The following is a 13,763-nucleotide window of genomic DNA, read 5'->3' on the forward strand; positions in this document are numbered from 1 at the left end:
AACGCAAGCATGCATGCTGCTATTTTCCGCTTCTTCTTTTACTTTAGCACCTGATACCAGGAGGCTAGCGCGTGAAAGATGAAACGAAAAACAGCGCCAGATAAGCCTCCCGATGGAGGCTTTTTTTGTGCCTGAATTTGAGAGAATAACTCCACCAAATCGGTGTCTGCACCGACATAATGAGGAAAATCATGTCACATCTCGCAGAGCTGGTTGCCAGTGCAACAGCCGCCATTAATCAGGCCTCAGATGTTGCCGCGTTAGACAATGTCCGCGTCGAATATCTTGGGAAGAAAGGGCACCTGACCCTTCAAATGACAACCCTGCGTGAACTGCCGCCAGAAGAACGCCCGGCAGCGGGTGCGGTGATTAACGAAGCCAAAGAGCAGGTACAGCAGGCGCTGAACGCACGTAAGGCCGAGCTGGAAAGCGCGGTACTGAATGCGCGTCTGGCGGCAGAAACCATCGACGTTTCTCTGCCGGGTCGCCGTATTGAAAACGGTGGTCTGCACCCTGTCACCCGTACCATCGATCGTATTGAAAGTTTCTTCGGTGAGCTCGGCTTTACCGTGGCGACTGGCCCGGAAATCGAAGATGACTACCACAACTTCGATGCCCTGAACATTCCTGGCCATCATCCGGCACGCGCTGACCACGACACTTTCTGGTTCGACGCGACGCGTCTGCTGCGCACTCAGACCTCCGGCGTTCAGATCCGTACCATGAAGGAGCAGGAACCGCCAATCCGCATTATCGCGCCGGGCCGCGTCTATCGTAACGACTACGATCAGACCCACACCCCAATGTTCCACCAGATGGAAGGTCTGATTGTTGATAAAAACATCAGCTTCACCAACCTGAAAGGCACGCTGCACGATTTCCTGAACAACTTCTTTGAGGAAGATTTGCAGGTTCGTTTCCGTCCGTCCTACTTCCCGTTCACTGAACCGTCTGCGGAAGTTGACGTGATGGGCAAAAACGGCAAATGGCTGGAAGTGCTGGGCTGCGGCATGGTGCATCCAAACGTGCTGCGCAACGTGGGTATCGATCCGGAAGTGTACTCCGGCTTTGCATTCGGTATGGGCATGGAGCGTCTGACCATGCTGCGCTACGGCGTGACCGACTTACGTGCGTTCTTCGAAAACGATCTGCGTTTCCTCAAACAGTTTAAATAAGGGCAGGACAGAACAATGAAATTCAGTGAACTGTGGTTACGCGAGTGGGTTAACACCACGCTGGACAGCGACGCACTTTCCAACCAGATCACCATGGCGGGCCTGGAAGTTGATGGCGTAGATCCTGTATCTGGCGCTTTCACCGGCGTCGTGGTGGGCGAAGTGGTCGAGTGTGGCCAGCACCCTAACGCCGACAAACTGCGCGTAACAAAAGTGAACGTTGGCGGCGACCGTCTGCTGGACATCGTCTGCGGTGCGCCAAACTGCCGCCAGGGTCTGAAAGTGGCCGTGGCGACCGTGGGTGCCGTGCTGCCGGGTGACTTCAAAATCAAAGCGGCTAAGCTGCGCGGTGAGCCGTCTGAAGGCATGCTGTGCTCCTTCTCCGAGCTGGGTATTTCCGACGACCACAACGGCATCATTGAGCTGCCGCTGGATGCGCCAGTCGGTACCGATATCCGCGAATACCTGAAGCTTGATGACAACACCATCGAAATCAGCGTCACGCCAAACCGTGCCGACTGCTTAGGCATTATCGGCGTGGCCCGCGACGTGGCCGTGCTGAACCAGACCGAGCTGAACGCGCCGGACATTGCGCCGGTTGAAGCGACCATCACTGACGTGCTGCCGATTCAGGTTGACGCTGCTGACGCGTGCCCGCGCTACCTCGGTCGCGTGGTGAAAGGCATCAACGTGAAAGCGCCAACCCCGCTGTGGATGAAAGAGAAGCTGCGCCGCTGCGGTATCCGCTCTATCGACGCCGTGGTTGACGTGACTAACTACGTTCTGCTGGAGCTGGGCCAGCCGATGCACGCGTTCGATAAAGATCGTATCGACGGCGGCATCGTTGTGCGCATGGCGAAAGAGGGCGAAACCCTGGTGCTGCTGGACGGCAGCGAAGCCAAACTGAACGCCGACACCCTGGTGATTGCCGACCACAGCAAAGCGCTGGCGATGGGCGGTATCTTCGGTGGCGAACACTCTGGCGTCAACGACGAAACGCAAAACGTCCTGCTGGAATGCGCGTTCTTTAGCCCGCTTTCCATCACCGGCCGCGCGCGCCGTCACGGCCTGCATACCGATGCGTCTCACCGCTACGAGCGTGGCGTTGACCCGGCGCTGCAGTACAAAGCGATGGAGCGAGCAACCCGCCTGCTGATCGACATCTGCGGCGGTGAAGCGGGCCCGGTTATCGACGTTACCAACGACGCGACGCTGCCGAAGCGTGCGACCATTACCCTGCGCCGCAGCAAGCTGGATCGCCTGATTGGTCATCACGTTGCCGATGCGCAGGTGACCGACATTCTGACGCGTCTGGGCTGTGAAGTGACAGAAGGTAAGGACGAGTGGAAAGCCGTTGCACCATCCTGGCGTTTCGACATGGAGATCGAAGAAGATCTGGTGGAAGAAGTGGCCCGTGTTTATGGCTACAACAACATCCCTGACGAGCCTGTCCAGGCGGGCCTGGTGATGGGCACCCACCGTGAAGCCGATCTGTCCCTGAAGCGTGTGAAAACCATGCTGAACGACAAAGGCTACCAGGAAGTGATCACCTACAGCTTCGTGGATCCTAAGCTGCAGCAGCTGATCCACCCAGGTCAGGAAGCGCTGATCCTGCCAAGCCCAATCTCCAGCGAAATGTCCGCGATGCGTCTTTCCCTGTGGACGGGCCTGCTGGGCACTATCGTTTACAACCAGAATCGCCAGCAAAACCGCGTGCGAATTTTCGAAAGCGGTTTGCGCTTTGTGCCAGATAATCAGGCAAATTTAGGCATCCGTCAGGATCTCATGCTGGCTGGTGCCATCAGCGGTAACCGCTATGAAGAGCACTGGGACCTGGCAAAAGGCACGGTTGATTTCTACGATATGAAGGGCGATCTGGAAGCGATTCTGGATCTGACCGGTAAATTATCTGAAATTGAATTCCGCGCAGAAGCGATTCCAGCCCTGCATCCGGGCCAGAGTGCGGCCATCTATCTGGACGGCAAACGCGTTGGTTTCATTGGTGTTGTGCACCCTGAGCTGGAGCGCAAACTGGACCTGAATGGCCGTACCATCGTGTTCGAGCTGGAGTGGAGCCCGGTCGCAGACCGTGTGATCCCTCAGGCTCAGGACGTCTCACGCTTCCCGGCAAACCGCCGTGATATCGCGGTTGTGGTGGCTGAAAACGTGCCCGCAGCAGATATTTTGGCCGAATGTAAGAAAGTTGGCGTAAATCAGGTAGTTGGCGTAAACTTATTTGACGTGTACCGCGGCAAGGGCGTAGCAGAAGGTTTCAAGAGCCTCGCTATCAGCCTGATCCTTCAGGATACCAGCCGTACACTCGAAGAAGAGGAGATTGCCGCTACCGTCGCCAAATGTGTAGAGGCATTAAAAGAGCGATTCCAGGCATCATTGAGGGATTGAACCTATGGCGCTTACAAAAGCTGAAATGTCAGAATATCTGTTTGATAAGCTTGGGCTTAGCAAACGGGATGCCAAAGAGCTGGTAGAGCTGTTTTTCGAAGAGATCCGTCGTGCTCTGGAAAATGGTGAGCAGGTAAAACTCTCCGGTTTTGGCAATTTTGATTTGCGAGACAAAAACCAACGTCCGGGCCGTAACCCGAAGACGGGGGAAGATATTCCCATTACAGCCCGCCGCGTGGTGACCTTCAGACCCGGCCAGAAGTTAAAAAGCCGTGTCGAAAACGCAACGCCCAAAGCAGAGTAATATGAACTAACTAAAAAGGCCGCCCACGCGGCCTTTTTTCTTTGCGCTCTCCGGCAAACCCGCCGTAAAATCAATTACATCACTCGCTAACAAACCGTACACATGCTTGATTATGCTCATCGCCAGCACCTATCCGACCGGCGTCGCCTGCTTTTGCTGGTGCTGCTGCTCATTCTCGCCGCAGGCGTGAGTCTCTGCGCGGGTGACAGCTGGATCGGGCCTGAAAGCTGGCTGGGCCCCGACGGGCAGCTTTTCGTCTGGCAAATTCGTCTGCCGCGCACCGTTGCGGTGATCCTGGTCGGCGCTGCGCTGGCACTGTCGGGTGCCATTATGCAGGCGCTGTTTGAAAATCCGCTGGCGGAGCCCGGGCTTCTCGGGGTTTCGAACGGTGCAGGCGTCGGGCTGATTGCGGCGGTGATGCTGGGTGGGGGAGAGCTCTCCGGTTGGGGAATTAGCCTGAGCGCCATTCTCGGCGCACTGCTGATTACGCTGATCCTCCTGCGCTTCGCCAGACGGCACCTGTCGACCAGCCGGCTGCTGCTGGCCGGGGTGGCGCTGGGGATCATCTGTAGCGCGCTGATGACCTGGGCGGTTTACTTCTCGACCTCCTTTGACCTGCGCCAACTGATGTACTGGATGATGGGGGGCTTTGGTGGCGTTGACTGGCACCAGGGCTGGCTGATGGCGCTTCTGGTTCCCGTCATCTTATGGACAGCCCTGCAGGCGCAGCCACTGAACATGCTCGCGCTGGGGGAAATCTCTGCCCGTCAGCTCGGCATGCCGATTGGATTCTGGCGTAATGTGCTGGTGATTGCCATTGGCTGGCTGGTGGGCGTCAGCGTGGCCCTGGCGGGGGCGATTGGCTTTATCGGGCTGGTTATCCCGCATATGCTGCGCCTGTGCGGTTTTACAGATCACCGAACCTTGCTTCCGGCTTCGGCCGTTGCCGGGGCGGGTACGCTGCTGGTGGCCGATATCATCGCCCGGCTTGCCCTGACGGCCGCAGAGCTGCCCATCGGCGTGGTGACCGCCACGCTGGGCGCGCCGGTCTTTATCTGGCTACTATTAAAAGCCGGACGTTAAATCAACTAGCCGTAAAACAACCTGAGGGAATGCTATGCAGTCAGACATCCTGAATACTGAAGTGACCACCATTGATGGCGATAACACTACGCTGGAAGGCTACAAAGGCAACGTGCTGCTCATCGTAAACGTGGCCTCTAAATGCGGCCTGACGCCGCAGTACGAGCAGCTGGAAAACATTCAGAAGGCCTGGGAAAAAGACTGTTTTACCGTGCTTGGCTTCCCGTGCAACCAGTTCCTGGGCCAGGAGCCGGGCAGCGAAGAAGAGATCAAAACCTTCTGCAGCACCACCTATGGCGTGACGTTCCCGATGTTCAGCAAAATTGATGTCAACGGTGAAGACCGCCACCCGCTGTATGCGAAGCTGATTGCCGCCGCGCCGAAGGCCGTTGCGCCGGAAGGAAGCGGTTTTTACGAACGTATGGCCAGCAAAGGCCGCGCGCCGCTTTATCCGGACGACATTTTGTGGAACTTCGAAAAATTCCTGATTGGCCGCGACGGCCAGGTCGTTCAGCGTTTTTCCCCGGATATGACGCCTGAAGATCCGATTGTTATGGAATCTATCAAGCTGGCGCTGGCGAAATAATGTCACTGCTGATGCAGCTCACGGACGTCGCCGAGAAGGGGCGTCTTGAGCCGATCACCTGCGCCATCAGTACGGGCGAAATCCTCCATCTGGTGGGCCCCAACGGTGCCGGAAAAAGCACGCTGCTGGCGCGCATGGCGGGCCTGACGACCGGGGAAGGGCAGATCGTCCTGCTTGAGCATAACCTTGCTGACTGGTCACCCGCCTCGCTGGCCCACCGGCGCAGCTATCTTGTTCAGCAGCAGGTGCCCCCTTTTGCGATGCCGGTCTGGCATTATCTGATGCTGCATCTGCACGACAAACAGAATACGGCGCTGCTTGCTGAGGTGGCTGCGGCATTAGGGCTGGACGATAAGCTGTCCCGGCACGCCAGCCAGCTTTCCGGTGGTGAATGGCAGCGGGTGCGTCTGGCGGCGGTTGTTCTGCAGATCCATCCCGCAGGCAATCCTCACGGGCGAATGCTGCTGCTGGATGAACCGATGAGCGGTCTGGATGTCGCCCAGCAGGCGGCGCTGGATAATTTGTTAAGCGCGCTGAGCCGGGCAGGCATTGCCGTGGTCATGAGTAGCCATGACCTGAACCATACGTTGCGTCACGCCCACCGGGTGTGGCTACTGTCGCACGGCAGGATGATCGCCAGCGGTACGCGGGAGCAGGTTCTTACGCCGCCGAATCTTGCCCGCGCCTACAATATGGCGTTCCGCAGGCTGGATATAGAGGGACATAAGATGCTGATTTCTACCGGACAAGAGTAACCGTTTCTTGCCTGTTAGCACGATTGCACGCTAAATTACCGAAAGAACAATAAAAGCAGAGGATTCGTCTGAAAATGCGATTCTGGTTTCTCCTGACAGCGGCACTCTTTCTTGCAGGATGCAGTAGCCATCGTGCACCGCCGCCCAACCCACGGCTTTCAGATTCTATCACCGTCATTGCCAGCCTTAACGATCAGCTGAGCAACTGGCGCGGCACGCCTTATCGCTACGGCGGCATGAGCCGCGGCGGCGTGGACTGCTCAGGTTTTGTCCTGATGACGTTTCGCGACAAGTTCGATTTAAAGCTGCCGCGAGAAACGCGCAGGCAGGCGGAAATCGGCACAGAAATTGATAAAGACGATCTGCTGCCCGGAGACCTAGTGTTTTTCAAAACCGGCTCGGGTGAAAGCGGCCTTCATGTTGGCATTTATGATACGGACAACCAGTTTATTCATGCCTCGACAAGCCGGGGAGTGATGCGCTCTTCTCTTGATAATGTGTACTGGCGTAAAAATTTCTGGCAGGCACGACGTATTTAGTCTGCCGCACACGTCTTTTATGTTGGCATGGTAACTATTAAACCATGCCGTTTTTTTCTCAATTAAGCTGATTAAAGTTAAATTTACCTAAAATTAGCGACGTCCTTATGTGTCTGTTTTATCTAAAACTGGCTATTATTCGGTAACCAGGATAAGATTATTTTAGATTCAGGGATAAATCTGAAAATTAATACGGAACTAATGAAATTAAACTTATTAAAATCAAGACAGTGGAATTGTGTCAGCAATTGCTCCAGGATGTCCTCTCTCATCTTTAATGCGGGGCGAGTGCAATGATTATTACGCTAGATAATGCTTACCAGTCTGAACTGATGCTCCTGCCTGCACGTAATAGCGCCGGTGAGCTAAAAGGTTTAGAAATACTGGTTAACTTTACTGGCGTCGGTACCGATGTGAGGATCCCCACTGAGCTCGTTATCCCCCGGCTTTCAGCGGAGGAAGAGTTAGCGCTGTTTAACGAAAAACTGCGGTAATGCTGCCAACTTACTGATTTAGTGTATGATGGTGATTTTAAGGTGCTTGCGTGGCTTCCATTTCCATCAGATGTCCTTCCTGCTCCGCTACTGAAGGCGTGGTGCGTAACGGCAAAAGCACTGCCGGACATCAGCGCTATCTCTGCTCTCATTGCCGTAAAACATGGCAACTACAGTTCACTTACACCGCCTCTCAGCCCGGTACGCATCAGAAAATCATTGATATGGCCATGAATGGCGTCGGATGTCGCGCCAGTGCACGCATTATGGGCGTTGGCCTCAACACGGTTTTACGTCACTTAAAAAACTCAGGCCGCAGTCGGTAACCTCGCGCATACAACCGGGCAGTGATGTGATTGTCTGCGCTGAAATGGACGAACAGTGGGGCTACGTCGGTGCTAAATCACGTCGGCGCTGGCTGTTTTACGCGTATGACAGGATACGGAGGACGGTTGTGGCGCACGTCTTCGGTGAACGCACTCTGGCCACACTGGAGCGTCTTCTGAGCCTGCTGTCGGCCTTTGAGGTCGTGGTATGGATGACGGATGGCTGGCCGCTGTATGAATCACGCCTGAAGGGAAAGCTGCACGTTATCAGCAAGCGTTACACTCAGCGCATTGAGCGACATAACCTGAATCTGAGACAACATCTGGCAAGGCTGGGACGGAAGTCACTGTCGTTCTCAAAATCGGTGGAGCTGCATGACAAGGTCATCGGGCATTATCTGAACATAAAACACTATCAGTAAGTTGGAGTCATTACCAAAACTGCAATTGCTTGATACCTGCAAACTGTTTTTTATTCAGCATCAGTTAATTGCATGGATCAATATTACACCTGCAATAGTTGAGTTTTTATTAAGTAATGGGAACGCTGTTTCAATCCTTGAGCGTTATCCATTTCTTGAGTTTACTGTTAATGAGAACTATCCAGGTTTAAATAACGGAAAGGACGATCTGCAACTGGCGAGAATGGCAATCCATTTCCCGCTGGTCCTGGCAAACTTTGGTGCAGGCGCCGCATCGCTCAAAGCGGTTTATGATGGATTATTTAAACGGGTCATTCTTGATAAAGGGTTCATCCAGCAGCGCGCCTCTGAGCTCTCTTTTGAGCCTTTTATGCGCGCTATCCTCTGGCAAATAACGCCGCACTGCCAGTCGGTGATTGTCTCCGGCATCGACGACCACGGTCTGCTGCAGCGCGTTCTGTCCTTCAATTTTGGCGCCATGCAGGGCGCGCTCTGGCCTGCCGTGTCTGCGGAGCACGTTACCACGCTGGTTCAGCAGCGATAACCCTGCCTTTCGCCCGTGTTTAAGTCCGGGTAAACCCTCTACACTAAAAGCAGGAGGACTTATGACCCTGTCTTTTACTGCTCACTGGCATGACGAGTTGCCCGGCTTTTATACCGCACTCAAACCAACACCGTTACATAATTCACGTCTTATCTGGCATAACGATTTGCTGGCCGAAGAACTGGCCATTCCGCCCGACCTGTTTCAGCGTTCTGAGAGCGCTGGCGTCTGGGGAGGTGAAACGCTTCTCGCCGGTATGCAGCCTCTGGCTCAGGTCTATAGCGGACACCAGTTTGGCGTCTGGGCGGGACAGCTGGGCGACGGCAGGGGGATCCTGCTCGGCGAACAGCGGCTTCCCAACGGGGAGACGGTTGACTGGCACCTGAAAGGCGCGGGTCTTACCCCTTATTCACGCATGGGCGACGGGCGCGCGGTGCTGCGTTCAACTCTTCGCGAGAGCCTGGCATCCGAAGCGATGCATGCGCTGGGCATTCCTACTACGCGCGCGCTGTCGATCGTCACCAGCGACACGCCGGTTGTGCGCGAAACGGTAGAAAAAGGGGCGATGCTGATGCGCATTGCGCAAAGCCATCTGCGCTTTGGACATTTTGAGCACTTTTACTATCGCCGCGAGCCGGACAAGGTTCGCCAGCTCGCCGACTTCGCCATTCGCCACCACTGGGCGCACCTGCAGGATGAGGCGGATAAATACGTTCTCTGGTTCCGTGACGTGGTTGCCCGTACCGCCACGATGATTGCGCGCTGGCAAACGGTAGGCTTTGCTCATGGCGTGATGAACACGGATAACATGTCGATCCTCGGCCTGACCTTTGATTACGGTCCGTTTGGTTTCCTTGATGATTATCAGCCGGGGTACATCTGTAACCACTCCGACTATCAGGGGCGTTACAGCTTTGACAATCAGCCCGCGGTTGGGCTGTGGAACCTGCAGCGTCTTGCGCAAACTTTGTCGCCGTTTATTGACGTCGATGCCCTGAATGACGCGCTCGACAGCTATCAGGACATGTTGCTGCGGGAATACGGCACGCTGATGCGCAATAAGCTGGGGCTGACGACTCAGGAGAAGGGCGATAACGACATCCTCAACGGCCTGTTTGCGCTGATGGCGCGTGAGGGAAGCGACTATACCCGCACTTTCCGGATGCTGGGCCAGACGGAGCAGCACAGCGCCGCCTCTCCGCTGCGCGACGAGTTTATCGACCGTCAGGCGTTTGACGACTGGTTTGCAGGTTACCGCTCGCGGCTGCAGCAGGAGCAGGTAGACGACACCGCGCGGCAGATGCAGATGAACGCGACGAACCCGGCGATGGTGTTGCGCAACTGGCTGGCGCAGCGGGCGATTGAGCGGGCAGAGCAGGGGGAGTACGACGAGTTGCACCGCCTGCACCTGGCGCTGCGCACGCCGTTTGCCGACCGGGATGATGACTATGTCAGCCGCCCGCCGGACTGGGGCAAGCGGCTGGAGGTCAGCTGCTCAAGCTAGGGCGCAAGAAACACCTGCGGCACGGGGTGAGCCGGGTGGCTGCCGACGAGCACCTGCGCGCCGTACCAGCGCGCCACCTCCCCGGCCTGCAATACATCTTCCGGTGCACCCCGGGAGACCAGTCTGCCGTCATGCAGTAGCAGGATACGATCCGCCCACAGTGACGCCAGATTCAGATCGTGCAGTACCACGCAGACGTGAAGATGACCCCGGCGGGTCAGGGATTTCAGCAGGCGCAGCAGGTGCTGCTGGTGATAGAGATCCAGCGCGGAGGTGGGTTCATCAAGAAACAGCCAGCCGCGCGGAGCGCCGTCGCACCAGAGTTGGGCCAGCGCGCGGGCGAGCTGTATCCGCTGTTGCTCGCCACCGGAGAGCGCCGCGTACTGCCTGCCCGCCAGCGGTAAACAGCCGGTAATTGCCATGACCTCCTCAACCACCGACGCTTCAGGGATACGAGTCCACGGGGCACGACCCATTCCGACCACCGCGTCCACCGGCCAGTCGAACCCTGGCTGTGTATTCTGGCGCATCACCGCCCGGTAGCGGGCGAGGGTATTCGGCGGCCAGGCCGCAAGCGGCGTACCTGCCAGAGTGCACCGCCCGCTTGCCGGTTTGAGATAGCCAGTGAGCAGCCGCAATAATGTCGATTTTCCGGCGCCGTTGGGGCCAATCAGCGCGACCAGCTCACCCTGAGACAGGGTAAGCGAAACGTCGTCGATCAGCGTCCGTTGTCCGGCGTGAAAGAAAATGTTCTCTGCACAATAGCGCTCAGCCATGCGTACCTCCGCGACGAAAGATAAGCCACAGGAACCACGGCGCGCCGAGAAGGCTGGTCAGCAAGCCGACGGGGATTTCCGCCGGGGCGGCCAGCGTGCGCGCCAGCGTATCGGCAACCAGCAACAGCAGCGCACCGGCCAGCACCGAGCCGGGGACGACGGCCCGGTGGTCGGCTCCCAGCCACATGCGCATCAGGTGCGGCACCACAAGGCCAACGAAGCCGATCACGCCGCTGACGGCCACCGCCGCGGCGACCAGCAGGGCGCTGCACAGCAGCAGGATCCGCTGCACCGTGGCAACATCCACCCCGAGGTAGTGCGCTTCTTCTTCGCCCAGCTGCAGCAGGTTGAGCGGGCCTGCCAGCCGCCAGATAGCCAGAACCGCAGGCACCATCAGCGACGTCACCGCAAGCAGGGTGGACCACTGCGCCTGGCCGAGACTGCCCATCCCCCAGAGTGAAAGCTGACGAAGCTGGGCATCATTGCTGAGCCAGGAGAGCACGCCGACGGCCGCGCCGCACAGGGCGTTAATGGCGATCCCCACCAACAACAGGCGGGACAGGGAACTGTTACGCTGCTGGCTGAGCAGGAAGATCATCACGGTTGCGGCCAGTGCGCCGAGGAACGCCGCAAGCATCGGTGCATACAGCATCATCAGGGCAGGTAACGCGATCGGAATGACCACCCACAGCGCCACCGCCAGCGCCGCGCCGCTGCTGATCCCCAGCAAACCCGGGTCCGCCAGCGGGTTGCGGAACAATCCCTGCATCACACACCCCGCCAGCGCCAGCGAGCCGCCAATCACCAGCGCCAGCAGTACGCGGGGCAGGCGAATGGTAAGCCAGATCTGACGCAGCGCCTCATCGCTGCCGCTCCACAGCAGGCTGACCGGCAGGTGTAATGCTCCAAACCCGGTTGCCGCCAGCGTCATGATGCTCAGGATCGCAGTCAGCATCCATAGCGACAGGTTGATGCGCCGGGACATCAGGGCAGTTGCTCCGCTTTGGCGCGCAGCCGCTGGATGGCTTCCGGCGTTCGCACGCTGAAGCCCAGCAGCGCCATATCATCAATCGCCAGCACCTGCCTGTTCCGTCCCGCTGTAGTTTGCGCCAGACCGGGCAGCTTCCACAGATTTTCCTCGCCGCCCAGCGCGTTCATGCCGTCCTGCGAAATCACCACCAGATCGGGCTGGCTGGCAATCACGCCCTCCTGCGACAGTGGCTGATAGCGGGTGAAACCCTGCATGGCGTTCTGTAGCCCGGCGGCACGAATGGCGGCGTCTGCGCCGGTCTGCTGTCCGGCGGCCATTGCGGTCATTCCTCCATGGTTGAGGATAAACAGCACCCGTTTGTTGAGGGACGCTGAGGGCAGCGCCGCCAGCGCCTGACGCAGCGTGTTGCACAGGGCTTCCCCCTCGGCTTCACGGTGCGTGGCGTCGGCAATCACGCGAACCTTTTCCTCAATGACGCTCAGATCTTTGCGGCCGGGAACGGTAACCACCCTGACGTGACTTTGTGCAACCTGCTTTAGCGCCAGCGACGGTTGCGCCTGAGCGCTGGCCAGCACCAGCGTGGGGCGCACGGACAAAATGCCTTCGGCGTTTAGCTGACGTAAATACCCCACGTCAGGCAGATCGTTTGCCGCCTGCGGCCACTGGCTGGTGCTGTCGCGCGCGACCAGTGAAGACTGCGCGCCAAGCGCATAGACAATCTCGGTCACGTCGCCGCCGAGGGTGACAATTTTCTCCTGTGCGGCGGCAAACGCCACCAGAGGCAGGGCGCTCAGCAGGGCTAACCACGTTTTCATGCGGCCAGCCCTTTTGGCGTCAGGGCGTCAATCTGGCTGCGCCACTGGCTCTGCTCCGGTTCGCCTTCGGTACGCTGGCCGTAAAGCTGGGCGATTTGCGTGCCGTCGGCGGCAAACAGCTCCAGGCTGGTGACGTGACCGTCAGCCGTCGGCTTACGTGTCACCCAACTCTCCGCGATCGTCTCCTCAAGCAGGTGCAGGGTAAAGGCTGGGTTGAAGATGTTCAGCCAGCCTTTCATCGGCACGACTTTTTCCACCGCGCCGGTGAAGATCTGCACGCAGCCGCGGTTGCCCACGAAGATCATGATTTCGTTCCCGTCCTGACGCGCGGTTTCCAGCAGCTGTGCCAGCGCGCTGTTCTCGACTTTACAGGCGAGGTCATCACCCACCAGGCGAAACGCCTGCTGGCGGCTGAGGTTGTGGCGCTTCAGCAGACTGAAGAACTGGTGCACGTCGGTCATGGCGCGCCACTCTTTGTCCACCAGAGCGGCATCTGCGTGTTCCGCGTGAGCGGGCGCATCGGCAGCCTTCAGCTCAAGCGGTGGGTTATCGGCAAAAATAAAGCGGGTCAGCACGTCGCCCCAGGCGGCGAGGTCGGTGTTATCCGTGGTGTAGACCTTCAGCAGGGCATCGCCCTGACGATCGAAGAACTGAATGCTCTGCCGTTCGCCGCGGGCGGTGGTTTCGCTGATGTGGAACGCGCTCGCCCACTGGTTGAGGAACAGGCGTAGATCCAGCGCGCGCGGGTTCAGCACCAGCCCGGCGTGACCTTTAAGATGCTGGTTGGTGAATCTGCCCAACTGCTCGTGAACGGCGTATTCGTTGCGGCAGATACACTTGGTTTCGCCCACGGCTTCCAGCGCGCCTAAAATCTCGCGGATTTCACCGTGCAGTCGCCAGGCGTCATGGCCCACGCGTGCAAAGGTCAGCTCCGCTTCGCTGATGTTCATTAACCCAGCGATGTCGCGCGCGTATTTACCCGGATTGTCTTCTTTTAGCTCAAGCCAGCGTGTGTAGTGATTCATTGTCTCTTCCTTCTCAATATG

At 57.8% G+C, this 13,763-nt stretch carries 14 protein-coding genes, 2 pseudogenes and 1 other annotated feature; of the genes and pseudogenes, 12 read left to right on the plus strand and 4 right to left on the minus strand.

Annotation, left to right across the window (positions count from 1 at the left end):
* Positions 1-4: 4 nt before the first annotated feature.
* Positions 5-129, plus strand: a sequence feature (Phe leader region).
* The 12 genes and pseudogenes from pheM (at position 10) to selO (ending at position 10,135) form a co-directional block, all read left to right on the plus strand.
* The gene (pheM, locus tag MX657_RS09810; RefSeq protein WP_123912837.1) at positions 10-54 is read left to right on the plus strand and encodes a pheST operon leader peptide PheM; all 45 of its coding nucleotides are present in this window, start codon (positions 10-12) and stop codon (positions 52-54) included. (Overlaps the previous feature by 45 nt.)
* A 62-nt stretch (positions 130-191) precedes the next feature.
* Positions 192-1,175: a phenylalanine--tRNA ligase subunit alpha gene (gene pheS / locus MX657_RS09815; RefSeq protein WP_020884406.1), complete on the plus strand. Its 984-nt coding sequence runs from the start codon at positions 192-194 to the stop codon at positions 1,173-1,175.
* Positions 1,176-1,190: 15 nt separating this feature from the next.
* Positions 1,191-3,578: a phenylalanine--tRNA ligase subunit beta gene (pheT, locus tag MX657_RS09820; protein ID WP_346808283.1), complete on the plus strand. Its 2,388-nt coding sequence runs from the start codon at positions 1,191-1,193 to the stop codon at positions 3,576-3,578.
* A 4-nt stretch (positions 3,579-3,582) separates the two neighbouring features.
* Positions 3,583-3,882 (plus strand): integration host factor subunit alpha, encoded by a 300-nt coding sequence (ihfA, locus tag MX657_RS09825; protein ID WP_003857805.1) that lies wholly within the window; start codon positions 3,583-3,585, stop codon positions 3,880-3,882.
* A gap of 102 nt (positions 3,883-3,984) precedes the next feature.
* Positions 3,985-4,965, plus strand: a complete 981-nt coding sequence (gene btuC / locus MX657_RS09830; protein ID WP_346808286.1) for a vitamin B12 ABC transporter permease BtuC — start codon at positions 3,985-3,987, stop codon at positions 4,963-4,965.
* 34 nt (positions 4,966-4,999) lie between these two features.
* A complete protein-coding gene (locus MX657_RS09835) occupies positions 5,000-5,551 on the plus strand; it encodes a glutathione peroxidase (RefSeq protein ID WP_346808288.1) in 552 nt (183 codons plus the stop codon).
* Positions 5,551-6,306: a vitamin B12 ABC transporter ATP-binding protein BtuD gene (gene btuD / locus MX657_RS09840; protein WP_346808290.1), complete on the plus strand. Its 756-nt coding sequence runs from the start codon at positions 5,551-5,553 to the stop codon at positions 6,304-6,306. Before MX657_RS09835 ends, btuD begins: the two co-directional genes overlap by 1 nt.
* 74 nt (positions 6,307-6,380) lie before the next feature.
* The gene (locus MX657_RS09845; protein WP_218728922.1) at positions 6,381-6,845 is read left to right on the plus strand and encodes a C40 family peptidase; all 465 of its coding nucleotides are present in this window, start codon (positions 6,381-6,383) and stop codon (positions 6,843-6,845) included.
* A gap of 293 nt (positions 6,846-7,138) precedes the next feature.
* Positions 7,139-7,336: pseudogene (locus tag MX657_RS09850) on the plus strand (EAL domain-containing protein); the annotation flags it as partial.
* Between the two features lie 53 nt (positions 7,337-7,389).
* Positions 7,390-8,087, plus strand: a protein-coding gene (locus MX657_RS09855; RefSeq protein WP_261300409.1) for an IS1 family transposase whose coding sequence is annotated in 2 segments (ribosomal slippage) — positions 7,390-7,639 and positions 7,639-8,087 — 699 coding nt in all. Because the reading frame shifts where the segments join, the coding sequence is not laid out codon by codon here.
* Between the two features lie 16 nt (positions 8,088-8,103).
* A pseudogene (locus tag MX657_RS09860) lies at positions 8,104-8,631 on the plus strand (EAL domain-containing protein); the annotation flags it as partial.
* A 61-nt stretch (positions 8,632-8,692) separates the two neighbouring features.
* Entirely contained in the window at positions 8,693-10,135 is a 1,443-nt protein-coding gene (gene selO, locus MX657_RS09865; RefSeq protein ID WP_346808292.1) for a protein adenylyltransferase SelO, read from the plus strand.
* Here selO and MX657_RS09870 read toward each other — a convergent pair.
* From MX657_RS09870 to chuS, 4 genes are read right to left on the minus strand one after another with little or no spacing between them, the layout of a single operon-like run.
* Complete coding sequence (locus MX657_RS09870; protein WP_346808294.1) at positions 10,132-10,911, minus strand: heme ABC transporter ATP-binding protein; 780 nt, start codon at positions 10,909-10,911, stop codon at positions 10,132-10,134. The two genes, selO and MX657_RS09870, sit on opposite strands and share 4 nt — an antisense overlap.
* Positions 10,904-11,896: a FecCD family ABC transporter permease gene (locus tag MX657_RS09875; RefSeq protein ID WP_217479734.1), complete on the minus strand. Its 993-nt coding sequence runs from the start codon at positions 11,894-11,896 to the stop codon at positions 10,904-10,906. Before MX657_RS09875 ends, MX657_RS09870 begins: the two co-directional genes overlap by 8 nt.
* Complete coding sequence (locus MX657_RS09880) at positions 11,896-12,717, minus strand: heme/hemin ABC transporter substrate-binding protein (RefSeq protein WP_346808296.1); 822 nt, start codon at positions 12,715-12,717, stop codon at positions 11,896-11,898. Before MX657_RS09880 ends, MX657_RS09875 begins: the two co-directional genes overlap by 1 nt.
* Complete coding sequence (gene chuS / locus MX657_RS09885) at positions 12,714-13,742, minus strand: hematinate-forming heme oxygenase ChuS (RefSeq protein WP_346808298.1); 1,029 nt, start codon at positions 13,740-13,742, stop codon at positions 12,714-12,716. Before chuS ends, MX657_RS09880 begins: the two co-directional genes overlap by 4 nt.
* Positions 13,743-13,763: the final 21 nt, after the last annotated feature.

It is taken from the genome of Enterobacter chuandaensis, from assembly GCF_039718975.1.
GTDB lineage: Bacteria > Pseudomonadota > Gammaproteobacteria > Enterobacterales > Enterobacteriaceae > Enterobacter > Enterobacter chuandaensis.

Coding starts and splice junctions, on each gene's coding strand:
- MX657_RS09835 (WP_346808288.1), top strand. CDS start 5,000: ATGCAGTCAGACATCCTGAATACTGAAGTGACCACCATTGATGGCGAT.
- MX657_RS09870 (WP_346808294.1), bottom strand. CDS start 10,911: ATGGCTGAGCGCTATTGTGCAGAGAACATTTTCTTTCACGCCGGACAA.
- MX657_RS09880 (WP_346808296.1), bottom strand. CDS start 12,717: ATGAAAACGTGGTTAGCCCTGCTGAGCGCCCTGCCTCTGGTGGCGTTT.
- pheS (WP_020884406.1), top strand. CDS start 192: ATGTCACATCTCGCAGAGCTGGTTGCCAGTGCAACAGCCGCCATTAAT.
- ihfA (WP_003857805.1), top strand. CDS start 3,583: ATGGCGCTTACAAAAGCTGAAATGTCAGAATATCTGTTTGATAAGCTT.
- pheT (WP_346808283.1), top strand. CDS start 1,191: ATGAAATTCAGTGAACTGTGGTTACGCGAGTGGGTTAACACCACGCTG.
- btuC (WP_346808286.1), top strand. CDS start 3,985: ATGCTTGATTATGCTCATCGCCAGCACCTATCCGACCGGCGTCGCCTG.
- selO (WP_346808292.1), top strand. CDS start 8,693: ATGACCCTGTCTTTTACTGCTCACTGGCATGACGAGTTGCCCGGCTTT.
- MX657_RS09845 (WP_218728922.1), top strand. CDS start 6,381: ATGCGATTCTGGTTTCTCCTGACAGCGGCACTCTTTCTTGCAGGATGC.
- btuD (WP_346808290.1), top strand. CDS start 5,551: ATGTCACTGCTGATGCAGCTCACGGACGTCGCCGAGAAGGGGCGTCTT.
- MX657_RS09875 (WP_217479734.1), bottom strand. CDS start 11,896: ATGTCCCGGCGCATCAACCTGTCGCTATGGATGCTGACTGCGATCCTG.
- chuS (WP_346808298.1), bottom strand. CDS start 13,742: ATGAATCACTACACACGCTGGCTTGAGCTAAAAGAAGACAATCCGGGT.